19 protein-coding genes are annotated in these 24553 nt (G+C 72.8%); 6 read left to right on the top strand and 13 right to left on the bottom strand.

Annotated features, from left to right (window positions below; genetic code table 11):
- Positions 1–104: 104 nt before the first annotated feature.
- The 11 genes from ACGFN2_RS11200 to ACGFN2_RS11250 all read right to left on the bottom strand — a co-directional run bounded on the left by ACGFN2_RS11200 (position 105) and on the right by ACGFN2_RS11250 (position 14435).
- Complete coding sequence (locus ACGFN2_RS11200) at positions 105–1334, bottom strand: beta-ketoacyl-[acyl-carrier-protein] synthase family protein (protein WP_362607101.1); 1230 nt, start codon at positions 1332–1334, stop codon at positions 105–107.
- Positions 1334–1597, bottom strand: a complete 264-nt coding sequence (locus ACGFN2_RS11205) for an acyl carrier protein (RefSeq protein WP_362607099.1) — start codon at positions 1595–1597, stop codon at positions 1334–1336. The genes ACGFN2_RS11200 and ACGFN2_RS11205 overlap by 1 nt, the downstream gene beginning before the upstream one ends.
- A 277-nt stretch (positions 1598–1874) precedes the next feature.
- The gene (locus ACGFN2_RS11210; protein ID WP_362607098.1) at positions 1875–3485 is read right to left on the bottom strand and encodes an MFS transporter; all 1611 of its coding nucleotides are present in this window, start codon (positions 3483–3485) and stop codon (positions 1875–1877) included.
- Complete coding sequence (locus tag ACGFN2_RS11215) at positions 3482–4270, bottom strand: thioesterase II family protein (RefSeq protein ID WP_393359307.1); 789 nt, start codon at positions 4268–4270, stop codon at positions 3482–3484. Before ACGFN2_RS11215 ends, ACGFN2_RS11210 begins: the two co-directional genes overlap by 4 nt.
- 333 nt (positions 4271–4603) lie before the next feature.
- Complete coding sequence (locus tag ACGFN2_RS11220) at positions 4604–5233, bottom strand: dihydrofolate reductase family protein (RefSeq protein WP_362607094.1); 630 nt, start codon at positions 5231–5233, stop codon at positions 4604–4606.
- 147 nt (positions 5234–5380) lie between these two features.
- The gene (locus ACGFN2_RS11225) at positions 5381–6793 is read right to left on the bottom strand and encodes an MFS transporter (RefSeq protein ID WP_362607092.1); all 1413 of its coding nucleotides are present in this window, start codon (positions 6791–6793) and stop codon (positions 5381–5383) included.
- A 111-nt stretch (positions 6794–6904) separates the two neighbouring features.
- Positions 6905–9481 (bottom strand): AMP-binding protein, encoded by a 2577-nt coding sequence (locus tag ACGFN2_RS11230; protein ID WP_393359310.1) that lies wholly within the window; start codon positions 9479–9481, stop codon positions 6905–6907.
- Positions 9481–10956: an MFS transporter gene (locus ACGFN2_RS11235; protein ID WP_362607089.1), complete on the bottom strand. Its 1476-nt coding sequence runs from the start codon at positions 10954–10956 to the stop codon at positions 9481–9483. Before ACGFN2_RS11235 ends, ACGFN2_RS11230 begins: the two co-directional genes overlap by 1 nt.
- A gap of 409 nt (positions 10957–11365) precedes the next feature.
- Positions 11366–12085 (bottom strand): 4'-phosphopantetheinyl transferase family protein, encoded by a 720-nt coding sequence (locus ACGFN2_RS11240; protein WP_393359312.1) that lies wholly within the window; start codon positions 12083–12085, stop codon positions 11366–11368.
- Between the two features lie 47 nt (positions 12086–12132).
- A complete protein-coding gene (locus ACGFN2_RS11245; RefSeq protein ID WP_362607085.1) occupies positions 12133–13164 on the bottom strand; it encodes a hypothetical protein in 1032 nt (343 codons plus the stop codon).
- A 332-nt stretch (positions 13165–13496) separates the two neighbouring features.
- The gene (locus ACGFN2_RS11250) at positions 13497–14435 is read right to left on the bottom strand and encodes a hypothetical protein (RefSeq protein WP_393359314.1); all 939 of its coding nucleotides are present in this window, start codon (positions 14433–14435) and stop codon (positions 13497–13499) included.
- A gap of 721 nt (positions 14436–15156) precedes the next feature.
- On the opposite strand from ACGFN2_RS11250, the gene ACGFN2_RS11255 reads away from it, so the two are divergent.
- From ACGFN2_RS11255 to ACGFN2_RS11270, 4 genes are read left to right on the top strand one after another with little or no spacing between them, the layout of a single operon-like run.
- A complete protein-coding gene (locus tag ACGFN2_RS11255; protein WP_393359316.1) occupies positions 15157–16125 on the top strand; it encodes an alpha/beta hydrolase in 969 nt (322 codons plus the stop codon).
- Positions 16118–17278 (top strand): acyltransferase, encoded by a 1161-nt coding sequence (locus tag ACGFN2_RS11260; protein WP_393359318.1) that lies wholly within the window; start codon positions 16118–16120, stop codon positions 17276–17278. Before ACGFN2_RS11255 ends, ACGFN2_RS11260 begins: the two co-directional genes overlap by 8 nt.
- Position 17279: 1 nt before the next feature.
- Complete coding sequence (locus ACGFN2_RS11265) at positions 17280–18653, top strand: sensor histidine kinase (RefSeq protein WP_362609072.1); 1374 nt, start codon at positions 17280–17282, stop codon at positions 18651–18653.
- Positions 18650–19321 carry a response regulator transcription factor gene (locus ACGFN2_RS11270; RefSeq protein ID WP_362608998.1) on the top strand — a complete coding sequence of 224 codons (672 nt, stop codon included), beginning with the start codon at positions 18650–18652 and terminating at the stop codon, positions 19319–19321. The genes ACGFN2_RS11265 and ACGFN2_RS11270 overlap by 4 nt, the downstream gene beginning before the upstream one ends.
- A gap of 101 nt (positions 19322–19422) precedes the next feature.
- Here ACGFN2_RS11270 and ACGFN2_RS11275 read toward each other — a convergent pair whose 3' ends face one another.
- Positions 19423–20133 carry a TetR/AcrR family transcriptional regulator gene (locus tag ACGFN2_RS11275; RefSeq protein WP_393359321.1) on the bottom strand — a complete coding sequence of 237 codons (711 nt, stop codon included), beginning with the start codon at positions 20131–20133 and terminating at the stop codon, positions 19423–19425.
- Between the two features lie 162 nt (positions 20134–20295).
- Here ACGFN2_RS11275 and ACGFN2_RS11280 point away from each other — a divergent pair, with 162 nt between their 5' ends.
- Positions 20296–21252, top strand: coding sequence for an NAD-dependent epimerase/dehydratase family protein (locus tag ACGFN2_RS11280; protein WP_393359323.1), 957 nt, complete (start codon positions 20296–20298; stop codon positions 21250–21252).
- A gap of 84 nt (positions 21253–21336) precedes the next feature.
- Here ACGFN2_RS11280 and ACGFN2_RS11285 read toward each other — a convergent pair whose 3' ends face one another.
- Positions 21337–21876 (bottom strand): DUF4232 domain-containing protein, encoded by a 540-nt coding sequence (locus ACGFN2_RS11285; protein ID WP_393359325.1) that lies wholly within the window; start codon positions 21874–21876, stop codon positions 21337–21339.
- Between the two features lie 458 nt (positions 21877–22334).
- Between ACGFN2_RS11285 and ACGFN2_RS11290 the strand changes: the two genes are divergently transcribed.
- Positions 22335–24521, top strand: coding sequence for an FUSC family protein (locus tag ACGFN2_RS11290; protein ID WP_393359327.1), 2187 nt, complete (start codon positions 22335–22337; stop codon positions 24519–24521).
- Positions 24522–24553 lie beyond the last annotated feature (32 nt).

Here is a 24553-nt window from a genome sequence, read left to right on the forward strand (position 1 = left end):
TGCCCCTTTCGGCCGCCCTGGCGGTGAGGAACGAGGTGGTGCCGTCGGCCCGTTGGGGCGGTGCGACGGGGTGGAGCGGAGGGCCGTGCGCCCTGGTCAGCGGGTCAGGCGGACCTGAGGACGAGGGCGGCGTTCTGGCCGCCGAAGCCGAAGGAGGTGCTGGCGGCGGCGGACAGCGGCGTGCTGCGCGGGGCCTTGGCCACGATGTCCAGGTCGATGTCGAGGTCGGGGTCCTCGTGGTTGGCGGTGGGCGGGATGGTGTTCTGCTGGAGGCTCATGACCGTGAGGGCCGCCTCGATGGCACCCGCCGCGCCGATGGCGTGGCCGAGCGCGCCCTTGAGGGAGGTGACGGCGGGCGGCTCGGGGAAGACGGCGTGCAGGGCGCGGGCCTCGGCCAGGTCGTTCAGGCGGGTTCCGGTGCCGTGCGCGTTGACGTGGTCGATGTCCCGGGGCGTCAGGCCGGCGTCGGCCAGCGCCGCGGTGAGGGCGGCCGCGGCGCCCCGGCCCTCGGGGTCGGGGGCGGCGTAGTGGTAGGCGTCGCAGCTCGCGCCGTAACCGGCCAGCAGGGCACGCGGGCTCGCTCCGCGGGCACGGGCGTGCTCCGGGCGCTCCAGGACCAGGACGGCGGCGCCTTCGGAGAGGACGAAGCCGTCGCGTCCGGCGTCGAAGGGGCGGCAGGCGCCCGCGGGGTCGTCGGTGCGCTGGGACAGCGCGCCCATGCGGTGGAAGCAGGCCGCGGGGATGGGGTGGCGGGCGGATTCCGCGCCGCCGGCCAGCACGATGTCGCAGGTCCCGGCGCGCAGCAGGTCGCGGGCGATGCCGAGGGCGCTGGTGCCGGAGGCGCAGGCGGTGGAGACGGCGAAGTTGGGCCCCGTGGCCGTCAGGTCGAGGGCGATCTCGGCGGCCGCCATGTTGGGCACGCTGCGGGTGATGGCGAGGGGCGAGATGTCCAGCGGGCGGCCGGCCGCGAGCTTGGCGAACTCGGCGACATAGCGCTCCATGCTGCCGGTGCCGGTGCCCATGACCACTCCGACGCGTGCGGTGTCCCACGCGGTGGGGTCGAGGTCCGCGTCGGCGACGGCGTGCCGGGCGGCGAGGAGGGCCATGGCGACGAAGCGGTCCAGCCGCCAGGCGGCTTTCCGGCCGACGAGGCGGGCGGTGTCGAAGTCGGGGACCCGGCAGGAGATGTCCACCGGCAGTCCGGCGAGCCCCGGGTCCCGGGCGGCGGTGGACCGGCCGGTGAGCAGCGCGTCCCAGGTCGCCCGTACGCCGATCCCGGCCGGGCTGACGACGCCCAGTCCGGTGACGGCGACCTCGCGGCACTGACCGGGCATCAGCTGCCGCTGTTCGGCGCGGCGGTCAGGGCCTGGTCGGCCTCGCTGCGGTCCATCAGCGCGGCGAGTTCGCCGATGGTCGTCCGCATCGGCACGTCGTCGAGCGAGATCCCGGTGCGCTCCTGGAGCATCAGGCCCATCTCGACGAGCGCGAGGGAGTCCAGGCCCAGCTCCTCGAAGGTGCGCTCGGGGGTGACCTCGGCCGGGTCGAGGTCGAAGGTTTCGGTGAGAGTGCTGGTGATCAGCTCTGCACTGGTGGGCACGGGTGACTCCTTCGATTGGGGTGGGGGTGCCGGCCGCCGGGGGCGGGGCGCCGTCCTAGGGACCGTCGCGGACGGGCGCCGCGGGTCCGCGCGGCAGGAGCCCGGGGCACCGTGGGACAGGCGGGTGCGGACGGGGCGTTCATCGTGGCTCCAGGCGGGCGGAGGGGCGGCCGGCACCGGGGGCCGGTGCGCAGGGGTCGGGCTCGCGCTCTACTGTCGCCGACCGCGTCCCCGGGCCAGGAACCTGAAGGCACCTCTGAACGAGTGACTTATCGCTCTATAGCGCCGGGTGCTCCTCTTCCCTGGGCGCCGGCTGCGGTCCGCGGAACCGGGCGGGGCCGTCTCCGGGCACGCCGTGGGGGCGGTCTGGCCGGCCGAGCCAGCGGGCGGCGGCCGCGGCGGTGAGCAGGGTGACGGCTCCGGCGACGAGGGCGGTGAGGGTCATGGCGTCCGTGAAGGCCCGGCGCGCGGCGGCCAGCACACTGCTGCGCAGCGGGCCGGGCAGCCGCATCGCCTGTGCGGGCACGGACAGCATGCTGTGCCGGGCCGCGGCGGCCACCGGCGCGGGGGCGTGCAGATCGGTGAGGGAGGCGGAGAGCCGGGAGGTGAAGACCGCCGCGAGCAGGGAGCCCTGGACCGCGACGCCGAGGGCCGAGCCGACCTGGCGGGTGGCGTCGTTGATGGCCGAGCCGAGCCCGGCGCGTTCGGTGGCGACCGAGCCCATCACCGACTCGGTGGCCGCGGCCGCCACCAGTCCGGCGCCGACGCCCGCCACCAGCTGGAAGGCCGCGCAGTGCGGGTAGTCGGAGTCCGGTGTGGTGGTCGCCAGGATGGCGAAGCCGACCGAGACCAGGGCCAGTCCGCCCACGACGGGGACCCGGCCGCCGAGCCGTGCCCGTACCGGCACCGCGCACACCGCGCCGAGCGCCAGTCCGGCCGGCAGCGGCAGGGTCCGCAGCCCGGCCTGCCAGGGGCTGAAGCCCAGCACGCCCTGAAGGTAGAGGGTCAGCACGAACAGCGCCCCGAACATGGCGAAGGACATCAGCGCCAGGGCCGCGGCGGCCACCCCGATGGCGGGCACCCGCAGCAGCGACAGCGGGAGCATGGGCGCGGGCGTGCGCAGCTGGCGGCGGACGAAGGCGGCCAGCAGCAGCGCGGCGGCGGCGAATCCGGTGAGCGCGGCCGGGCTGGTCCAGCCACGGTGCGGGCTCTCGGTGATCGACCACACCAGGACCAGCAGTCCCGCGGCGGACAGGGCGGCACCGGGCACGTCGAAGCCGCCGCGCCGGCGGGCACGGGACTCGGGTACCAGGAGCAGGGCCAGGGTGATGAGGACGGCGGCCAGGGGCAGGTTGATCCAGAAGGCGGCGCGCCAGGAGAAGTGCTCCACCAGCCAGCCGCCGATGACCGGACCGCACAGCCCGCCGATGCCGCCGACCGCGGCCCATGCGGCGATGGCCCGGCTGCGCAACCGGGCCTCGGGGAAGAGGTGGTGAAGGACCGCCAGGGTCGCCGGCATCAGCAGCGCGGCGCCGGCTCCCATGGTGCAGCGCGCGGCGATCACCTGCCACGGCTGGTCGGCCAGTGCGCCGCCCAGCGAGGCGCCCGCGCAGACCGCCACGCCGCAGACGAAGGAACGCCGCCTTCCCCAGGCGTCGGTGAAGGCGCCCACGGCCAGCACGGTGCCGCCCAGGACCAGGGCGTAGCCGTCGACGATCCACTGGACCTGTGCGGTGGAGGTGTCGAGGCCGCTCTGCAGGTCGGGCACCGCGACGTTGAGGACCGTCAGGTCCAGGCCGAGCATGAACAGGCCGAGACACACCACGGCGGCCGCTGCCGCCCGGCGTCCGGGAACCGCCGGGGCGCGGTCCGGCGCGGCGGCCGTCATGCCGTGGCCACGGGGCGGTTGAGGGTGGCGTCCAGGGTGCCGGTGAGCCGGCCGACCAGGGCTTTCGTCTCGGTGTGCAGGTAGGTGTGGCCGCCGGGGAAGAGCTGCGCCGGGACCGGTGTGGTGACCAGGTCGTTCCATGCCTGGAGGTCCGGTACTCCGGTGACGGGGTCGCCCTCGCCGCCGTAGAGGGCCAGCGGCACGTCGAGGGGCGGTTCGGGGCGGTGCCGGTAGTGCAGGAGCAGCAGGCAGTCGGCGAGCAGCGGGGTGCAGGCCGCGGCCATCAGGCGGGCGTCGGCGAGCAGTTGGTCGGGGATCGGGCCGACGAGTTCCCGGATGCCCTCCAGCCCGGCGGTCAGCCGCGGCGGCAGATCCGCGGTGTAGGCGTCGAGGTGCGGCGCCGACAGCGAGGACACCGCCAGCAGCGAGGGCAGCCGGCCGTGGGTGCGCCGCAGATGGCGGGTCGCCTCGTAGGCCAGCAGTGCGCCCGCGCTGTGTCCGAAGACGGCGAACGGACGGGGATCGGTCCAGTCGTCGAGTACCGCGGCGAGCCGGGCGCTGAGGTACGCGGGGTCGGTCAGCGAGGGTTCGTCGGCGCGGGTGCCCCGGCCGGGCAGCGCCACGGAGCACGGTTCGATCCAGGGCGGCAGCAGCGGCGCCCAGCGCAGATAGCAGTCCGGGCCGGCCCCGGCGGGCGGCACGCAGTACAGGCGCAGCGCCGCCTGGGGACGGGCCGCCAGCACGACCCGCTCCGGCACCGCCGACGCCGCCGGCACCGACGCCACCGACGTCCCTGATCTCGACCGTTCCGTGAAACCGACACCCACGACACACGCCCTTCGCCTCGCGCTCCACCGGTCCGGGCTCCGCCCGTGCACGGCCGCCGCCCGCAGGGGCCGCGCGGCCGTCGTTCCGGGGCGTCCCGGCCGCGGCGCCTGCCGGCCGGCGGGGCCCGGAGGCCTCCGGCCGGGCACCGGACCGGTGCCCACGCCGACCCTGCCCTCCCCCGCCCGCGCACTCCACACACCACGCAAGGCGCCGCCCCCCTCTGACACCAACGGCGGCAGCCGGGGCCGGTCATGCCGCGCGGCCGGCGCGAGGCCGTATCCGGGGTCTCCTCACCCCTCCTCGTCGAGCTCGAAGGTGCCGTACTCGGGCTTGCCCGCGCGGGTGTAGACGCAGTACTGGACGCCCGTTCCGGTGGTGCGGGACTCCGTGAGCTTCCAGGCGGTGGGGGCGGCGCCCTCGGCGAAGAGCCGCTTGCCGGTGCCCAGGATCACCGGGTTGATCAGCAGCCGGTACTCGTCGACGAGGTCGTGCCGCTGGAGGGTGCCGATGAGGTCACTGCTGCCCTGGGTCATGAGCACGCCGTCGAGCTGCTTCTTGAGCCGTGCGACGGCCTCCCCGGCGTCCCCCTCCAGCAGATGGGAGTTGTGCCACTCCAGGCTGCTGAGGGTGCGCGAGGCGACGTACTTGGGCATGGTGTTGAGCTTGACGGCGATCGCGTTGTTCTCGTCGGTGACGCGGGGCCAGTAGTTGGCGAAGATGTCGTAGGTCTTCCGGCCGAGCAGGAGATGGTCGGCGGTCCGCTCGAAGACCCCGGTCATCAGGCCCAGGAAGTCGTCGTCGACGTACGGGACCTGCCAGCCGCCGTGCTCGAAGCCCGCTTCGACGTCCTCGTCCGGCCCGCCGGGGGCCTGCATGACGCCGTCCAGGGTGACGAACGCGGTGACGATCAGTGTGCTCATGGTGCTGCCCTTCGGATGCGGAGTCTGCCGGTACCAGGGGTGACTCCCGGGCCGGCGAGAACTCATCGCCCGCCGCGCGACCGGCCGGTCCTGGGTACATACCACGACAAGTCACCACCGTTGCCGCACGCCGTGGACCGCCACGCTTCAGCCGGCGGACCGGCCGGGCTCCTTCGGCGTGATGCACAGACACGCGAGGACCGCCGCCGTCAGGTACGCGCCCGCGCCGATGGCCATGGCGGTCCGCAGCCCGGCCGGGAAGCTCTCCGCGGCGGCCAGCAGGGAGCCGCCCAGGGCGACGCCCGCGGCGCTGCCGATCTGGCGGGTGGTGTTGAACAGCGCGGAGGCGGTGCCGGAGTACGCGTCCGGGGCGGCGGACATCACCGTGGCGGTCGATCCGGTGAGCGCGAAGGACGTACCGAAGCCCGCCGCCATCATCGGCCCCACCAGCAGGAGGTAGTCCGGGTCCGGCCCGGCGGCGGCCCAGCCCGCCAGGCCCGCCGCCCCCAGGAGCATGCCGGTGACCACGAGCGGGCGGTGTCCGGTACGGCGGGCCAGCCGCCCGGACAGCACGGAGGCGAACATGGTCATGGCCACCGCCGGGAACAGGGCGAGCCCGGTGCGCAGCGCGGTCAGGCCGCGGTGGTGCTGGAAGTACAGACTGGCCGTGAAGATCATGCCGTAGAAGGCGAAGTTGAACAGCAGGCCGATGGCCGCCGCGCCGCCCATCGCACGGGAGCCCAGCAGCCGCAACGGCAGCACCGGGGTGCGGGCCAGGCGCTCACGCAGCACGAACCCGGCGGCGGTCAGCAGACACAGGCCCGCTCCGGTGAGGATCAGCGGGTCCGTCCAGCCCCGTCGTCCGGCCTCGTTGAGGACGGTGATCAGCACCGCGACCGTCGCGATCAGCGCACACTGGGCCGGCCAGTCCACGGGCCGGTCGGCGCGCCGGGCCGAAGCAGGCACCTGACGCAGCGTCAGCAGCAGGCAGGCGCAGCCGACGGGCAGGTTGACGAAGAACACCCAGCGCCAGCCCACGGTGGTGACCAGCAGGCCGCCGAGGAGGGGGCCGGCGGAGGCCGCGATACCGGCCATGGAGCCCCACAGGCCGAACGCCCGGGAGCGCTCGGCGGGGGCGGGGTAGGCCTGCTGGAGCAGGGCCAGGGAGCCGGGCACGATCAGCGCCGCGCCGAGCCCTTCCAGCAGCCGGGCGGCGATCAGGGTCCCGGTGTCCGGAGCCAGTCCGCAGGCGCCCGAGGCGAGGGTGAACACCACGACCCCGGTACAGAAGATCCGGCGGTTGCCCAGCCGGTCGCCCAGCGCGCCGCCGGTGAGCAGCAGTCCGGCGAAGACCAGGGTGTAGCCGTCGGTGATCCACTGGATTCCGGTGAGCGAGGCGGACAGCTCCCGTCCCACCACCGGGACGGCGACGTTGATCACGGTCACATCGAGGATGACCATGAAGTAGCCCGCACAGACCGCGAGAAGCGGGGCCAAGGACCGGCCCGGTGCCGCAGGCTCGTCCGGTCGGTCGGCCCGGGGCCGGTCGGCACGCACCATGGCGACACCGTAGGGCCGCGGCGCGCGCCGCCGGTGCCTTGGGCGGTCCGGCGGCGTGCCGGACGGCCGGCGCCCGTCCGCGAGGTCGGGCGCCGGTGCCGCCGGCCGGGGTCAGCGCTGCGCGCGGGCGTCGAGCCAGTCCCGGACCAGCACGTCGTTGGGCGCTTCGAGCAGCGCGAAGTGGTCGACCGGCAGCCGGTCCACGGCGTCGTCCGGCAGGATGTCCCGCCACTGGCCGAGAGCGGCCCCGGCCGTCCACGGCTGGTCGACGCCGGCGTCGACGGCGGTCGGTCCGCGGCGGGCGTAGTCGATCTCGCCCCCGGTGTCGCCCTGCAGGATGCGCACCGGCAGGCCGTCGGGCGGGCTCAGCACGAAGTCGTCGAGCACTCGCGCGTTCGAGGCGTAGACGGACCAGGCGTCCTCGATCTCCTGCCGGCCGGCGTCCCGTGCCAGGGTCCCCGCGTCCTTGGCCGCCGCGGTGACCGCGGCCAGGTCGAACCCGCCGTCCGCGTCGACGAACCGCTCCGCGGGGACCGGGATCGACCAGCCGACGCGGACGAAGATGTCGAAGGCGTCGGCCAGCCGCACGCGGTGGGCGCCGGGGTCCGGCGGGTCGATGAGCAGGGCCCGCACCTTGTCACCACAGCGGTCGTACAGCCGGCGGGCGACCTCGTAGCCGAAGACACCGCCCAGCGAGAACCCGGACACGCAGATGGTGCCGTACCGGTCGACGTCGTGGGCGAGCAGGACGTCGGCGAGCCCGTCGGCGAGCGCCGCCATGCCCTTGCCGGAGAGTTCGGGCGGGGTCTCCATGGCCCACACGGTGTCGTCGGCGGGCAGCATCCGGGACATCGACGCGTAGCGGGTGACCGCGCCGGACAGCGGCGGAAGGAAGACCCACAGTCGGTCCGTGCCGGCCGGGCGCATCCGGACGAGGGTGGTGCCGGTGGTGTGGTGCGCGGTCGGAATGCCCTCCCGGCGGTCGGACAGCAGCCGTGCCAGTGCGTCGAACCCGGGTGTCCGGTACAGCTCGGCGGCGCGCAGCTGCACGTCCAGCCGCTTGCGCACCTGGGTGATCAGCTCGATCGCCCGGACCGAGTTGCCGCCCACCGCGAAGAAGCTCGTCGTGCCGTCCTGGGGCGGGCTGCCCAGCACCTGCCGCCAGGCCAGCCGCAGTTGCGCCGTGACGTCCGTGGCCCCGTCCTCCTCCCCGGTGTCCCCGCCCGGCCGGTTCTGCGCGCGCTCGGCCAGCGCCGCCTGGTCGACCTTGCCGCGGGAGGTCAGCGGGAACTCGTCCACCACGGTGACCTGCGAGGGCACCATGTAGTCGGGCAGCGCGGACGCGAGCTGCCGCACGAGCGCCGCTTCGGGGTCCTCGGGCGGTGCGATCCCGGGGTCGAGCCGGACGAACGCGGCCAGCAGCCGGCTGCCGGCGCCGTCGAACGGCACGACCACGGCGTCGAGGACGATGTCCGCGGCCAGCAGCCGGGAGACGATCTCGCCGAGTTCCACCCGGAAGCCGCCGTGCACCTTGACCTGGGCGTCGAAGCGGCCGTGCAGGTCGTAGCCGCCGTCGGGCCGTGCGGTGGCCACGTCGCCGGTGCGGTAGGACCACTCGCCGTCGCGCACACAGAACGCCGCGGACGAGGCCGCCCGCCCCAGGTAGCCACGGCCGACCGCGACGCCCTGGATGACGAGTTCGGACGCGTCCGCCCCGTCGCCGAGCGGCGCCAGCCGGAACCGGACACCGTCGATCGGGGCGCCGATCGCGACGGGCTCGCCGGGCAGCAGGTCCCGGTAGCAGACGACGACGGCGGTCTCGGTCGGGCCGTAGCCGTTCACCACCCGGGTGCCGCCCGGCGCGACGTTCGCCCAGGAGGTCACCGCGCCCTGGGTCGGCGCTTCACCGCCGGCCATCACCAGCCGCAGGCCGGGGGCGATGTGCCCGGCCGATCCGGCCAGTTCGGCGCCGAAGCGGTTGAACACGCCGGTCGGCAGGCTCAGCACGGTGATGCCGAGCCGGTGGCAGTGGTGGAGGAAGTCCTCGGCTCCGCCGTACACGAACGCCTCGTCCCGGAAGACGAGTTCGCCGCCGACGGCCAGCGTGGTGCAGATCTGCTCCAGCGCGAGGTCGAAGGCGATGGAGGAGAAGAGCAGCCGGGTGTCGTCCGAGGTCAGGCCGTACCAGTCGATGGTGCGCCGGACGTGGTTCTCCAGGGCGGCGCGCTCGATGACGGCACCCTTGGGAACCCCGGTCGAGCCCGAGGTGTAGCCGACGTACGCGGCCGGTGAGGTGCGGCGGACCAGCCGTTCGTCCAGCGGCGGTCCCGGCTGCGGGCCACGTGCCGGTCCCGCCTCCGTGATCAGCGCGGCCGGGCGGCAGTCGTCGATGATCAGCTGCTTGCGGGGGTCCGGCAGATCCGGCTCCAGCAGGGTGAAGGCGGCGCCGGCCCGGCTGACCGCGGCCATCGCGACGACGGTGTCGAAGCCGACCGGCAGGTCGATGACCACCACGTCCTCGGCCGCGACACCGAGTTCACCCAGCCGGGCGGCCAACGTGTCCACAGCAGCGGCGAGTTCACGGTAGGTCAGGCGGTGGTCGCCACGGGACAGCGCGGTCTTCTCGGGACGGTCGCTCGCATGCGCGGCGATCGCGGCGCACAGCATGCCGCCGGTTTCCGAAGTCATCAGGCGTTCACCTTTCGCGGACGGGACGTCACGGAGGTACTCGGGGTGGGGGCGGGCAGGACCGCCAGGACGGTGAACGTGGCGAGCGCCGCCACCACCGCGCCGGTGGTCCAGGCGGCGAACAGGCCGGAGCTGACGCCGTCGGCGAACCAGGCCGCGGCCCGCCCTGACCCGTGGACGAGCAGGTCATGGCCCGCGCTGACCGACCGGGCCGCGTCCGGCAGGCCGGGCACCGAGGCGATCCGGGACCCGTAGCCCGCCGAGAACACCAGGCCCATGACCGCGACACCGCCGGCGCCGCAGATCTGCTGGAACATGGCGTTGACGGAGGACCCGACGCCCGCGTCGTCCGGCCGCAGGCTGCTGACGATCAGCGTCAGTGCGGGTCCGACGGACAGCCCCATGCCGAGCCCGCAGCACAACAGGCCCGCCGCGAGCAGCGGATAGCGCAGATCCATGGCGGCCACGGCGCAGAGCGCACAGCCGACGGCGCCCAGGCCGAGGCCGACTGCGACGGCGGCCTTAGGGCCGATGCGTGCGGTGATCGCGGCACATGTCAAGGAGGCGGCGGTCAGGCCCACGGCGAGCGGCAGCAGGCCGGCACCGGCCTGCAAGGGGCTCCAGCCCAGGCCGTACTGGGTGAACTGGCCGGCCAGGAACACCGTGCCGAACAGAGCGAAGAACAGCCCGGACATGGCCACGACGGCCCCGGTGAAGGTCCGCACCCGGAAGTAGCCGAGGTCGAACAGCGGCCGGTCGGTGCGCCGTTCATGGACGGTGTACCCGATGAGCGCCAGCAGGCCGACGGCGCCGAGGCCGCCCCGCAGCCAGCCGGGCAGCCGGTCGTCGGCCGCGAAGATGATCGCCGAGGCGAACACCCCGACACCGGTCAGCAGCAACAGCGCGCCGACGAGGTCGGGGCGCGCCGCGGTGGGTACCGGTTCCCGGCGCCGGATGAGGGTGGCGGCGCCGGTCAGGGCGATCACCCCGACCGGCACGTTGATCAGGAAGATCGATCCGTACCAGAACCGCGTCAGCAGCAGCCCGCCCAGCACCGGGCCGACGGCCACGCCCAGGCCGACGACGGCCGGCCACAGGGCCAGTACGCGACGCCGTCCGCTGTCGGACAGTTCCGTGGCGAACAGGCCGAAGATGCTCGGCACGATGAACGCCGCGCCGATGCCCATGCCCGCGCGGGACAGCACCAGCGCCGGCACCGAGGGCGCGAAGGCACCCAGCAGCGAGGCGGCCGTGAACGCGGTGACGCCCACGGCGTACGAACGGCGCGCCCCCATACGGTCGACGAAACCGCCCGCGATGATCAGCGACGAGGCGAACACCAGCATGTACGCGTCGATGGCGAACTGCACGGCCGGTGTACCGGCCCCGAGGGACGCCGAGATTCTGGGTACCGCGGTGTTGATGATGGAATTGTCCGCGGAGACCATGAACAAGCTCAGGTACGCGGTGGCCACGACACTATGGGTGCGCGAGAGCGGTTTCGGCCGACTTGCTGCCAGCGACATTCGGTTCTCGATCTTCTCTTGAGGCCGGTTGCTAACCGTTGACCAGGAATGCGGTGCCGTCGACGAATTGATGCGGCTGCCGGGCGACTGAGAGGGGGATTGTCGTTGTGCTGTGCCACGACAAAGAAAGGGTGCGGGGTCGCTTTCCCGGTGATGACCTGGTGTGCCCCCGACGCGCAAGCAATGTTGAGCTTGTCGGCCCCAAACTAGCAGTCGGCCGCGAGGAAGATCAATCACAGGTGGCTGGGATCACAGGACGTCGGGACCCGGCCACCGACCGTACATCCGGCCTTGTGGCAAAGGGGATTGACCGGCGCGGTATCGCATCAATACCGCGCCGGAAAAGCACGCCGCTCCGCTACTCCGGGACACGGACGGCCACGGCCGCCCGGTACCCCTCCCCCACCTCGACATCACCGATCTCCCAGCCGTCCGGCTGTACGGCTCCGCGGGCCGCCGTCCCCAGGTAGTCCAGAGACGGATCACGGCCGAGGCCGGTCCCCAGACCCTTGAGGTACGCCTCCTTCCGGACCCAGACCCGCGCGAACGCGGCACCCCGCTCTCCCTCCCGGCAGGCCGTCAACTCCGCGGTCTCGTCGGGGTGCAGGGCGGTGGCGACATCGAGCACGGACCCGGGGCCGGGCACGGCCTCGATGTCGGCGCCGACCGGAACCGCCGCGAGTGCGATCAGGCCGAGATGGCCGGTGTGGGAGAGGGAGAAGTGCACCGGGTTTCCGCGCACGACCGGACGGCCGTGCGGGCCACCGCACAAGGGGCAGGGGTCCCTTTCCAGCGGCACCCGCGACGGCTCGGCCCCGAGGAACCCGCCGAGCAGCATCCGCAGCGCGACATGGGTGACCAGATAGGTGTTCCGGTCCTCCGCACGCCGGAATGCCTCCGCACGGGCCCGCTCTTCCGGACTCAGCGCCGAGGCGGCCGATTCCTCGGCCGCGGACAGCAGATCACCCGTGTGCGTCAGCCAGAGACGCGCCGGGTCACCGGCTTTCAGCGCACCCGGACGACGGTTCCAGGCAGCGGTGCTGAGCGGTGTGGCGGGCCGTATCGCGGGAGTCCTCACCCGCGCAGGATACGAAAATCCCGCGCGCGGCGACGGCGGTCCGCCGGTCAGCCGTTGATGAGGTAGTCGGTGCCGGGGACCAGATGCTCCTGGTGCGGCGCCATGTCGTCCACATTCACCGTCTTGATGATCCAGCGGCTCTGCAGCGCCTCGGGATCACCGACCTTGACGACCTCCTTGGCGTGGATCGTGTGGTTGTTGTACGTGATCACGAAATCGCCGGGCTCGATGAAGACCCGCTGCTTGAGGGCGTGCAGGGTGGCGGCGACCTTGGGCACGACGGCCTTGGCGGCCTCGGTGACGCCCACCGTCCGGTTCTCGAAGAACCGCAGGTCCTCGGGGCCCCGGCCACCGATGATCGGGTGCTTGTCCGCGTCACCGAGCTCGACCCGGCCGCCGCCCATGGTGCTCAGGTCGTCGAAGGGGGTGTAGAACTCGTGGGAGCGCAGCAGCTCCAGTTCCTCCTCGGTGAAGGCGGAGATGACGTCGATGTTCCGGACGAACGAGGTGTAGACCTCGTTCACGGGATTGCTGCGCATACCGACCATGTAGACCTGGTCGGGCCGTACGAAGTGGTTCGCGAGGTCCTTGTGGAAGTGAATCTGCCGGAGCGCCTTCTGTGACTGGCTGCCCTGCAGATGCCGCTGCGGGTAGATGTCCTGGAAGACGTCGCCGTCATTGACGTTGACGTACCCGATGGCCGGGGTGTTCGCCAGCTGGGCGAACAGCGCGAGGAATCCCTCCGCGACGAACGTCTTCTTCAACTCGTACTTGGAGCGCACCGGCTGGTCGAAGTCGAACACCGGGACATCGCGGTCGTAGGGGACGTTCTTCAGTACCACCACGGGTTCGGTGGCACGGTCGCGGGTCGCCAGCGCATCGACATAGGCCCGGAATCGCTCCGGTACCGCACCACCGGCTATCAGTTGGCTCACCTGGAAGCGGTGGGCGTGGTAGAGGCGATAGGGATTCGCGGTGACGGTGTCGAGCGAATCCTCCAGCGCTTCGCGCTCCGCATCCGTGAACACGAACTCTGGACTGATGGTCCAGCTGGTCCCGATGGCAGCTTCAACAGTCATTACGCTCCTTGTGGGAAATCCCAACCGATGGCGGAGTCAGCTCTTTTCCTTCGACGCACAGCCGGATTACGAGTTCTGTGCTTCGAACCGCAGTCAACTCCCCGGATTTCGCACTGTCCATGTATTTGAGACAGAGTCAAAATCTTCCGCCAGCCGCCTCGTTGCCCGCCGGATCACCTGGTCGTCTGCTCGCCTGGCCACCGCGAAAGTTGACGCCCGTGACGCCGGCCGGACACCTCCGGTTCCGGAAATGACTTTTTCTTTACCCAATGAAGAAGTGCGCGTCGCTGCGGCCCGGCCGGACGCAGCGACGCGCACTTCTTACCCAGCCGTCAGAATGACGGAGAGGCGGCGTTCGGCTCTGCGGTGAATTGCGCGAGGATGAGCGCCGAACCGACAGCGGTCAGCACGTGTTTGACCGCTTTGCCCACGCGATGGGTCGCCACCAGGCCACCGTTGCGCAGCGCGGTCACATGCACCGAGGCGGTTCCCGCGCTGACACCCAGCCGGTCCGCGAGTTCGGTGGTTCCGCAGCCGGCTCCGATGTTGAGGAGTGCCGCCGCGCGCCCGCGGCCGAGCAGCGCGCCGAGCCGGGTGGCGGCCACCGCCTCGTTGTCGTCCCACAGCCGGCGGTGCCCGGATGCGGGGTAGGTCACCACGGAACCTAATTCGTTCGTGAGCAGCACCCTCGTCCGCTGGAAAACCGAGGGCACCAGGATCAGCCCGCGCTCGACGCCGCCCGGCTCACCGCGTACGTCGCGCAGGGTGAGGCCGGGCAGGGTGCGTACGACCTGCCGGGCACCACAGGCCGCCAGGTCGTGGGCGCGCAGGGCGACATCGGACTCCAGGGCGGTCCTGATCCGGGGCCAGTCACCGGCGAGGCACTCCTGGAAGAAGGCGCGCGCGGCCTCCTCCAGCGGCCCGAGCGCCGAGAAGTCGGCCTCCTGACGGCTGGTCGCCCCGTCCTGCCGGCGGAGCAACTGCCCTGCGACCATCCGCGTCCCGTGCTGCACCGCGGCCCGGGAGAAGGTGACCGCGTGCCGGGCGGCGCACTTCAGGACGCGACGGCGCCAGCCGAGCAGGTCCGGATACTGCCCGCACAGGGCCTCGCCGGCCGCCAGCACCTCCAGCAGCGGCGAGATCAGAAAGCGGCAGCCGGACAGCTCCTGCGCGGAAATGCTCAGGGTCACCGGGCCGTTGGACGCCGTCCGGGGCGGCACCGGCGGGGTCGGCCGCTGACCGGTCAGCGGCGGCTGAGTAGTAAGGGACATCGGGTGTGGTACTCCTCCACTCGACCTTCATGACCGTGGGCAGGCACACCGGCACGGGATCACGGTAGCGAGCAGTAAAGCCGAACAGCGCGGCAGAGTGGGGGTGTTGGAGCGGTCACGGCCGCCGGAACCGCCGGAACAGGCGGCGGGTTTCTCGACCGGCACCGCTGCCAGCGGGTCAATGTCGCAAACCGGCGGGAGAAGTCCTCGGGGAATCCGGCCGACGACGGCCATCACCGGTGGCTTTCCCGCGTACGGCCGTCCCTCCCGGAGTGGGGAGGGAGGCCGCGAACCATTCCGCGCCGGCGGGATATGCCACGCGGAAAGCCGGAAGTGCGCACAGGGTCGGCGCTCTGCCTCGGGCACGCGAAACCAATGGGCCGGACCCTCGGTTTGTGTGCCGCGTATCCGCTGGTGAGCGGGCCCTGATCATAAGCACACATGATCTAGGAACACAGGGCGCTCTCAGATGGTGAGAAGGCGTTCTCCTCATCGGTCCCCGGAGCCGCGTGACGCGTCGAGTGACCCGCAACGCCCCTCCGGTGGAAGCGGCCTGACATGGCAACAGGCAGGCACTGCCGTGCGCTGCTCCCTCCCCTACCCCTGATACCTGAGAGCCAGCCCGGAAGTACGCTCCCCGGCGGGACGTCGACCAAGTACCCCGCTCCCTACCTTCACTACCGGAAGCACGACCGGCTTCCGTACGGAAGGACCATCCCCTATGGCGTCCCGCCCGCGCGGCAGCCGTCCGCTGCGCACTCTGCTCGCCGCTCTCGTCGTCACCTCCGTGGTGGTGCCCGTGTCGGGTGCGGCCCGTCCCGCGGCCGTCCCGGCCCCCGCCCCGAGGGTCCTCGCCCCGCTGCGGGACGCCGGGCCCGGCGCGCTCGCCGAGCGGTACGCCGCCCACCGCGAGGGCATCCGCGCGGCGGAGCGGATGGCCGAGGCGCACGGCGACCGCGCCCGCGCCGCGGCACTGCGCGCAATGGCCGCCCCGGAACGGCAGTTCCTGTTCTTCGACGGCCGTGACGGCGGCCGCACCACCGAGGTCTACGGCGACCTGGCGCGCGCCGAGCGGATCGCCGTGCTGGTGCCGGGCTCGGACACCAACCTCGACCGGTACAAGCGTCTCCGGGACGGCGCCGTGGCGCTCCAGCGGGAGCTGGGCGGCCGCTCCGCCGTCATCGCCTGGCTCGGGTACCGGACGCCGGGCACGGTGAGCCCGGATGTGCTCACCCCCGGGCGCGCGGCACAGGCCGCTCCCGGACTCCGCGCCTTCGCCGGTGACCTGGCGAGGCTCCGTCCCGGCGCCCGGGTCTCCGTGCTCTGCCATTCCTACGCGGCCGTGGTCTGCGGCCGGGCCGCACCGGGGCTGGACGTCGCGGACCTCGTCCTGTTCGGCAGCCCCGGCGCGGGCGCCGACAACGTCGCCGCGCTGCACACCCCTGCGACCGTGTGGGCCGGCCGGGGCGACGACGACTGGATCGCCGACGTGCCGCACGGGCAGATGGAACTCCCCTTCGGAACCCTGGGGTTGGGTGCCGATCCGGTCACGCCCGCGTTCGGCGCCAAGGTCTTCCCGGCGGGTCCCGGAGGCCACAGCGACTATCTCGCGCCGGGTTCGGTGTCCCTGCGCAATCTCGCCCGGATCGTCTCCGGGCGGGCGCCCTCCGAGGGGAGTCACGATGCGTGAGCTGATCCGGCGGACCGCCGCCAAGACGCCGGACGACCGGGACCTGGGTGTCGACGCGCTGCGCGCGCTCGCCATTCTCGGGGTGATGCTCGGACACTGGCTGGTGACCGCACTGGTCGCCGACAGCGGAACGGTGCGCGCCGTCAGCCCCCTCGGCCTGCTGCCGCAACTCACCCCGGCCTCCTGGCTCTTCCAGACCCTGGCGGTCTTTTTCCTGGTGGGCGGCCGGATGGCGGCGAAGAGCTGGTCCGGCGCGCGAGCCCGGGGCGGAACCTACCGCCGGTGGCTCGCCGCCCGCACGGCCCGGCTGTTCCGGCCGGTGGTGGCCGTCCTCGCGGTCTGGAGTCTGGTGGCGGGCGCGCTGCTGGTCGCCGGGGCCGGTCTGGAGACCGTCGGCACGCTGGCCCGGCTGGCGCTGTCCCCGCTCTGGTTCCTGCTGGTCTTCGCCGCGCTGACGGCCGCGACTCCACTGGTCGCCCGGCTGCATCCGCTGTGGCCGCTCGCCCTCGTCCTGCACATCGATGTGATCCGGTTCGGCCTGGGCGGTCCGGCCTGGCTCGGCTGGGTCAATGTCGCGGCCGGCTGGCTCGTTCCGTACTGCCTGGGTACGGCCTGGGCCCGGGACCGGCTGCGGAGCCGGGCGACGGGATGGGGGCTGCTGCTCGGCGGCGCCGTCAGCACCGCCGTACTCGTCCTGTGGGCCGGCTACCCGGCGGCCATGGTCGGGGTGCCCGGCGCCGCCATATCCAACCTCAACCCGCCCACCCTCGCGGCCGTCACCTTCGGTCTGGCCCAGTCCGGGGCGGCGCTGCTGCTGCTCGGCCCGCTGCGGCGGCTGCTGCGCCGCCCCGCGGTCCGGGCGGGGGTGGTGCTGATGAACCTCTCGGCGATGACGCTGTTCCTGTGGCACCAGACGGCGATGATGGCGGTCACCGCGATCGGGCTGCTCACGGGCGGGTTCCTGCCCGGTCTGCACACCGTTCCCGACGGAGCCGGCTGGGTCCTCGCCCGGCTGGTCTGGCTGCCGGTGTTCGCGCTGGCGCTGCTGGTGTGCTGGGCCGCGTTCCGCACGTATGAGCAGGGGCGACGCGGCGGCACCCAGGCGCTGCGGCCCGGGCGCCCCGTCAGGAGCAGGACGGTGGGGCATGTTTAGGATGCACGATGTGAGCCAGGGGGGCCGGAGAAGCGTGGGTCGGCGGTTGTGGGCGGCCGTGCGGGTGGTTCCGCGTACCCTGCGCCAGGATCTGTGGACCGTGGCGCGGGACCCCCTGCCCCGGTTCCGCTGGCTGGGCCGGCTGCCGCATGGCCATGTGGTGCTCATGGCGGTGCTGATGGGCTGGCTCAACGCGGTGCAGTACGAGGGGGATCTCGGGCCGGCCGCGCTGACGACCGCCCTGGGGCTCGCGGCGCTCCAGTCGGGCGCCGTGGTGCTCGCGCTGTCCCGCCCGGTGCCCGCCTGGTGGATTTCGACGCTCGCGCTCTTCCTGGCCAGGGACGCCGGTCCGCTCAAGGTCAGCCACGCCCCGCTGTGGTCCTGGAGCATCCCGGGCATCGCCCTGCACGCCCTGGTGCTGTTCCTGCTCGCGCTGCGGGTCCGGCCCCGTGTCGCGGTCGAGGCGCTGGGGTTCTCGCTCCTGGTGGCGGTGTCCGCCCTGGCCTTCATGGCGCCGGTGCCGGACCACAGCACCCTGCCGGGTGCGGCCGCCCCGGTCCTGGCGTCCTCCGCCCAGGACGTGACGGTCGTCCAGGACGCCGTGACCCTGACGTTGGCGGTGGTGGTGGGCGCCGCACTGCGCGCCCGCCGGGTGGCGCGCGTCCAACTCGTCGAGCTGGAGGTGCTCACCGCCGAGGAGCGGGCCCGGCGCACCCTGCTGGAGGAGCGCAACCGGATCGCCCGCGAGCTGCACGACGTGGTAGCCCACCACATGACGGTGATCTCGATCCAGGCGCAGGTCGCCCCGCATCTGGTCAAGGACCCCAGCGACGAGCTGAGGGAGAACCTCGCGGGCATCCGGGGGAACGCGGTCGAGGCGCTGACCGAACTCCGGCGGGTGCTGGGCGTGCTGCGCTCGGAGGACGCCGCGGCGGACGGTGTGCGGCACGCCCCGCAGCCCACGCTCGGCCGGCTGGACGAGCTGGTCGGCACGGTGCGCGGCGCCGGGCTCACGGTCAGCACCGAAGTCACCGGGGAGCCGCGCCCGCTGTCCCCGGGAGTCGAGCTGTCGGCGTTCCGTATCGTCCAGGAAGCGCTCAGCAACGCGATCCGGCACGCGCCCGGCGCGGAGGTGCGGGTGACCATCGGGTACCGGGCTGGCGGGGTCGCCCTCCGGGTCGCCAACTCCGCGCCGCACCGGCCCGCCCCGCCCTCACCGGGTGCCGGCCACGGCCTGCTGGGCATGCACGAGCGGACCACCATGCTCGGCGGCGAACTCGCCACCGGCCCCACCCCCGACGGCGGTTACGAAGTGACCGCGATTCTGCCCGCCCAGGCCGCGACGCCTGCCGATCCCGGTGAGCCCGTTCCATGACAACCATCCGTGTGCTGATCGCCGACGACCAAATGATGGTCCGTCAGGGGTTCTCCGTGCTGCTCAACGCCGAGCCCGGCATCGAGGTCGTCGGCCAGGCCGTCGACGGTCTCGACGCCGTCGCCCAGGTCGGCCGGCTCGCCCCGGACGTCGTCCTGATGGACGTCCGGATGCCCCGGCTCGGCGGTATCGAGGCGACCCGCCGCCTCACCGAACCGGCCGGTGCCGAGGTCAAGGTACTCGTCCTGACCACCTTCGACCTCGATGAGTACGTGTACGAGGCGCTGCGCGCGGGCGCCTCCGGCTTCCTGCTGAAGGACGCCTCGGCGGACGAACTCGCCCAGGCCGTACGGGTGGTGGCGGCCGGTGACGCCCTGCTCGCCCCGAACGTCACCAAGCGTCTGATCGCCGAGTTCTCGCGGGTCACCAGCTCGCCGCGCGCCCCGCTCAAGGACCGGGTCGGCACGCTGACGGAGCGCGAGACGGAGGTGCTGTCCCTGATCGCGCAGGGCCTGACGAACGGCGAGATCGCGGAGCGGCTCTTCCTGGCGGAACAGACCGTGAAGAGCCATGTGGGCCGGATTCTGAACAAGCTGAGCCTCCGCGACCGGACCCAGGCCACCGTCTTCGCCTACGAGTCGGGGCTGGTCCGCCCGTCCGGATACTGAGCGGCCCGGCGCTGATCCACCGCCGCTGACCGGTCCGGGCGCCGGCGCGCACGGGACCCGGTGGCCCTGCCCGCCGGGCCCGTGTCCGTCCCGGTCCGCGGCTACAGCCGGAAGGAGTCGGCCAGGGTGTCGATCTGCGCGGTGAGCAGGGTGCGCGCCCGGTGCCCCATCCCGGCGTACTGTCCGGACACTTCCAGGCCGACCGTGCCGTGCAGCTGCGACCAGGCCAGCACCGTGCCGGCCAGCGCGGTCCCCGCGGCGGCGTCCTGCGGAGCCAGCACGGTGTGCTCCGCCAGCCAGTCGGCGACGGCCTCCTCCGTGCGGACCCAGGCGGCCATCTCCTCGGCGAGCGGCCGCAGCGCCTCGGCGGGCGTCCCCGCGGCGAACACCTTCAGGAACGGCCCCAGGACGGCCCGGGCACGCAGCAGGGTGTCGGGCGGCGCCGCGTATCCGGGCAGTGGGGTGCCCTGGATCAGCAGATAGCGGTGCGGCTGGTCGACGGCCCAGTCCCGGTAGGCGTCGGCGAGGGCGTGCAGGGCGGCGCGCGGACCGTCCGCGGGCGCGCCACCGGCCTGCCCGACGACCTGCGCCACCTCGTCGTAGGCGTCCCGGATCAGCTCGCTCAGCAGGTCGTCCCGGCCGGCGAAGTAGCGGTAGAGGGCGGGTCCTGACAGCCCCATGTCCTTGGCGATACGGGTGAGCGCGACGGCCTGGATGCCGCCCTCGGCGAGCTGCTGGAGCGCGGCCGCCTTGATCTCCGCGCGGTTCTGTTCGCGGTAGCGCGCCCGGGGGCTGCGTGCCTCGGCGGCCATGGTCTCCTCCTGCGTTCGCGACGGTCTGAAGCAAGCGTGAAGCATCATCGCCGATCCTAGCCAACAGCTCTCTTGCGATCACACATCACTGAAGTTATGGTCTCTAACAGAAGCGAGGCACCGAAACACGCAGGGCCGTCGGCCCGGAGAGAAGGAATCACCATGTCCGCTGCCGCACACCCGCTGCACGTCGTCCTGGGCGCCGGCCCCGCAGGCACCACGCTCGCCGGTGAGCTCGCACGCCGCGGCTACGCCGTACGACTGGTCAGCCGCTCGGCACCGGAGGCCACCCCCGAGGGCGTCCAGCCGTTCGCCGCCGATGTGAGCACGGCCGACGGGGCGCTGGCCGCCGTCGCGGGCGCCGCGGTCGTCTACCACTGCGTGAATGTCGCCTATCACCGTCAGGTCGAGGTGATGCCCCGGGTCCAGTGCGCGGTGCTGGGCGCCGTCGAGGCCGTCGGTGCGCGGCTGGTCGTCCTGGACACGCTGTATCCGTACGGCCCGACGCAGGGCGCGGTGATGACGGAGGACACCCCGTGGCGGGCGACCAGCCGCAAGGGGCGGATGCGGGCGCAGCTGGACGAGCGGTATCTCGCCGCCCACCGTGACGGACGCGCCCGGGTCGTCCTCGGCCGGTCGGCCGACTTCGTCGGGCCCGGAGTGCTCAACTCGACGCTCGGCGGAGCGGTCTTCCCGGCCGCGCTCAGCGGTGGTGAGGTCCTCGCCATGGGCGACATCGATCTGCCGCACAGCTACACGGACATCCGGGACGTGGCCGCCGGGCTCGCCACGCTCGGCACGCACCCGGAGGGCGACGGCCGGGTCTGGCATCTGCCCACCACGCCCGCCGTCACCACCCGCGAGATCCACCGGATGATCGAGACGCGAGTGGGCCGCCCGCTGCAGCGGGCGGTGCTCACCGAACCCCGCCCCTTCGGGCCGTTCGACGCGGAGTTCATGGCCGAGTACGCGGAGATGTTCTATCAGCACACCGAGCCGCAGATCGTGGACTCCACGGCCTTCGAGCGGGCCTTCGGCGTCCGCCCGACCCCGCTGGACGCGACCCTTGACGACACCGTGGAGTGGTACCGCGCCCTGCTGGCCGGCACCCGGAGCTGACCCGGCCGCACGAGCGGCGGCGGGGCGGAAAGAGGCCGGGGGCCGACGCACGGTGCGTCGGCCCCCGGCGTGTTCCGGCAGCGCTCAGGAGGCGCCGGGGGGCGTCGCCGCCCAGGCGGTCACCGCCAGCTTGCCGCCGTCGACCGCCTGGTCGAACGGCACGACGCTGTGCGCGTTGCTGCCCGTCGGCGCGACCTGGAGGTACTTGGCCTGCGCGGACGACGGCCCGGCGTGCGTCCAGACCAGGTCCGCGTAGGCGCTCTTGCCCGGCTTCAGGGTGATCCCGTGGCTCCCCGGGTCCTTGGCGAAGTAGGTGTCACCGTGCTGCGCCGTGGTCTTGATCGCCGTGTGTCCGGAGCCCTCCAGCGCCAGCCCCGGGTAGCCGCTTATCGCGCAGGTGCTGCCGCCGGTGTTGGTCACCTTCAGGTAGGTGCCCTGGTGATTCATCCCGGCCTGACTCGAACCCGCGTCGGTGGTCGTGACCTTCAGCGTCCCCGGCCGGCACGCGCCGGCCACCGCGGAACCGGTGGCATCCGCCGCGGAGGCCATCCCGGCACCCGCGCCCGCGACCAGCGCGACGGCGGCCGCAACGGTGGCGGCGGAACGCAGACCACGCATCGTCATCAGTCATCAACTCCCTCTTCTCCGGCACCCGGAGAACATCGCTCGCGCACCACCGGCCGCCCGCCCGGCTCCGTCGGCACCCCGTGAAGGGGGTCGGAATGCGGACGATCCGGGCCTCGCGGCCGACCGGCGCGCTCTCGTTCGTTTGCGCACCCCCCACCCTGGGAGCCGCCACTGATGAACGGCTAACGCCTCACTAACACCAGGAACACCAGGAATGAGGCGTGGGCGGCAAATGCCTGGAAGAAGTGGAATGCGCGGAGTTGAGAGGAGTGGGGAGGGGCGCGGGAGGGCCGGGCCGGTGCGGCGGAAGCCGGTCCGAGCAGGCGTGCGATGCTGGAGCACTCCGGATCATGGCAAAAAATGGGGTGTACGGCGGCGTGCTGGCAGCGATACGGCGGACTGGGACGCGCGCGTGGGAGCGCTTCGCGGCATCCGACCCAGGGCTATTGCGGCTGATGGCGGGGCTGCGCACGGTCGGGGCCATCGTGCTCACCCTCGTCGTCCTGGTGCTGCTGGACACCGGCGTGACGCTGATGGTCGCGGGCGCCATGACCGCCATGGTGGCGACCTTCGCGATCAAGGAGAAGGAGGTGCGCGGCCAGGCGCTCACCCTCGCGCTGGGCCTGCCCGTCGCGCTCGCCGCGATGTCGCTGGGGGCGCTGCTGCACTCCCTGATCATCGCCGGCGACCTGTTCTTCGTCCTGCTGATCTTCGCCGCCGTCTACTGCCGGCGGTTCGGCGACCGCGGCACCGCGCTCGGACTGATCGGCTTCCAGGTCTACTTCGTCTCGCTGTTCGTGCAGGCCAGCGGCCCCACCCTGCCCGAGCTGTATCTGACGCTGGGCGTCGCCTTCGCATGCAGCGCGGTCGTACGGTTCGCCGTCGTGCCGGAGACCCCCATCCGCACCCTGCGGCGGCTGCGCGAGGCGTTCCGGGCCCGGCTGGCCCAGCTGCTGGCGACCCAGATGGAGTTGCTGGACGCCGGGCCCGACGAACTCGACAAAGTCCTGGACGACCTGCGGCGGCACACCGCCCGGCTGCACGAAGCGGCACTGATGGTCCAGGGGCACCTGGAGGAGGGCACCCGGGACGCGGCCACGGCGGGGCTGGTGCAACGCCGTGTCGCGGAGGCCGAGATAGCCGCCGAACGGCTCGGGATGCTGATCCTCAACGCCCGCAGCGCCGAGCGCGCGGACACCATCACCATGCACCTGCCGGACGCCCCCGTGCCGGCCACCGGGAACCGGATCGGCACCGAGGACGAGGCGATCGCCGCCCTGCACCGGGACCTGAACGCGCTGCTGCTGCTGGTCGCACGGCGCGCGCCGGACGACCGCGGCACCGCGCTGGCCCTGGTGCGCAACCGGCTGCTCGGCTACCGGGAGGAGGACGATCTGCCGCGCGCCTCGGCCGCCGTGCAGGACGTCTTCCGCGGGCTCGGTGAGACCGCGCGTGCCGTCCTGGGTCTGCGGCTGGCGCTGGACGGACCGCAGGACGAGTCGGACGACTCCCCCGCCACCACACGCTCGCGTGAGGAGTTCGACGCCGAGGACCTCTCGATCGTCGGGGCCGACGAGTCCGAGGACCCGGAGGACGACCGCACCGGGCTCGAACGGCCTACCACCCGCGCCGCGTTCCAGGTCGCGGTGGGATCGACGCTGGCCATCATCGGGGGCGAGTTCCTGTCCAGCCAGCGCTGGTACTGGGCGGTGCTGACCTGCTGGGTGGTCTTCCTCAACACCGCGTCCACGGGCGAGATCCTGGTGAAGGGCTACCGCCGGCTGGTCGGCACGGTCCTCGGCGTGGTGGCCGGTGTGGCGCTGGCCGGGCTGGTCGGCAACCACACCTGGACGGCGTTCGCCCTGGTGCTGCTCTGCATCTTCGGGATGTGGTTCACCGCGCCGCTGTCGTACGCGCTGATGTCCTTCTTCACCACCGCGATGCTCGGGCTGCTCTACACCCTGCTCAACACCTACAGCCTCGATGTGCTGGTGCTGCGCATCGAGGAGACCGCACTGGGCGCGGCCTGCGGCATCATCGGCGCCGTGGTGGTCCTGCCGGTGCACACCGACCGCCGTACGGACGAGCTGCTGACCACCGTGCTGGAGCGGCTGCGGGACGTGGTGTCCGCCGCGATGGAGCAGCTCAGTGGCGGGCCCGCCGTCGACCTGCTGGGCCTGGCGCGTGATCTGGACACCGCGCTGGACGAACTGCGCTCCTCCACCCAGCCGTTGACCCACCCGATCACCCCGCTGCGCGGCCGCCGCCGGACCGTCCGCTATCTGGTGGCCCTCCTGGAGACCAGCGCCTATCACGCCCGTTCCCTGGCGGCGACGGCGGAACTCGTGCCGTACAGCAAGACCATCGCGGCCGACCCGCGCCTCGCCCGCGCCGGGCGGCGCATCGGCCAGAACATCGATCTCCTCGTCGCCCGGGTGCTGGAGGAGACCACCGAGGGCGAGATCGACTCCGGTTTCAGCATCGCCGCGATGCTGGAAGCCGCCGGCTCGGGGGCGCTGCAGTCGGGCACCGTCACCTTCCGCGTGCTGCGGCATCTCCAGCGCCTCGACGAGGGGGTGGTGGGTCTGGCCCGCCCGCTCGACGTGCCGGTGTCCGGGCCCAAGGCGGGCAAGACCGGCTGAGCGGGCCGGTCGTGGTCCGGCGCCCCGGGCGC

This window comes from Streptomyces sp. NPDC048612 (assembly GCF_043199295.1).
Classification (GTDB): Bacteria; Actinomycetota; Actinomycetes; order Streptomycetales; family Streptomycetaceae; genus Streptomyces.

Bases quoted from the DNA above. Each gene is read 5' to 3' on its own strand.
- ACGFN2_RS11210 (WP_362607098.1), bottom strand. From the start codon at position 3,485: ATGACGGCCGCCGCGCCGGACCGCGCCCCGGCGGTTCCCGGACGCCGG.
- ACGFN2_RS11290 (WP_393359327.1), top strand. From the start codon at position 22,335: ATGGCGGGGCTGCGCACGGTCGGGGCCATCGTGCTCACCCTCGTCGTC.
- ACGFN2_RS11200 (WP_362607101.1), bottom strand. From the start codon at position 1,334: ATGCCCGGTCAGTGCCGCGAGGTCGCCGTCACCGGACTGGGCGTCGTC.
- ACGFN2_RS11270 (WP_362608998.1), top strand. From the start codon at position 18,650: ATGACAACCATCCGTGTGCTGATCGCCGACGACCAAATGATGGTCCGT.
- ACGFN2_RS11265 (WP_362609072.1), top strand. From the start codon at position 17,280: ATGCACGATGTGAGCCAGGGGGGCCGGAGAAGCGTGGGTCGGCGGTTG.
- ACGFN2_RS11280 (WP_393359323.1), top strand. From the start codon at position 20,296: ATGTCCGCTGCCGCACACCCGCTGCACGTCGTCCTGGGCGCCGGCCCC.
- ACGFN2_RS11245 (WP_362607085.1), bottom strand. From the start codon at position 13,164: ATGACTGTTGAAGCTGCCATCGGGACCAGCTGGACCATCAGTCCAGAG.
- ACGFN2_RS11220 (WP_362607094.1), bottom strand. From the start codon at position 5,233: ATGAGCACACTGATCGTCACCGCGTTCGTCACCCTGGACGGCGTCATG.
- ACGFN2_RS11285 (WP_393359325.1), bottom strand. From the start codon at position 21,876: ATGACGATGCGTGGTCTGCGTTCCGCCGCCACCGTTGCGGCCGCCGTC.
- ACGFN2_RS11255 (WP_393359316.1), top strand. From the start codon at position 15,157: ATGGCGTCCCGCCCGCGCGGCAGCCGTCCGCTGCGCACTCTGCTCGCC.
- ACGFN2_RS11225 (WP_362607092.1), bottom strand. From the start codon at position 6,793: ATGGTGCGTGCCGACCGGCCCCGGGCCGACCGACCGGACGAGCCTGCG.
- ACGFN2_RS11230 (WP_393359310.1), bottom strand. From the start codon at position 9,481: ATGACTTCGGAAACCGGCGGCATGCTGTGCGCCGCGATCGCCGCGCAT.
- ACGFN2_RS11275 (WP_393359321.1), bottom strand. From the start codon at position 20,133: ATGGCCGCCGAGGCACGCAGCCCCCGGGCGCGCTACCGCGAACAGAAC.
- ACGFN2_RS11250 (WP_393359314.1), bottom strand. From the start codon at position 14,435: ATGTCCCTTACTACTCAGCCGCCGCTGACCGGTCAGCGGCCGACCCCG.
- ACGFN2_RS11260 (WP_393359318.1), top strand. From the start codon at position 16,118: ATGCGTGAGCTGATCCGGCGGACCGCCGCCAAGACGCCGGACGACCGG.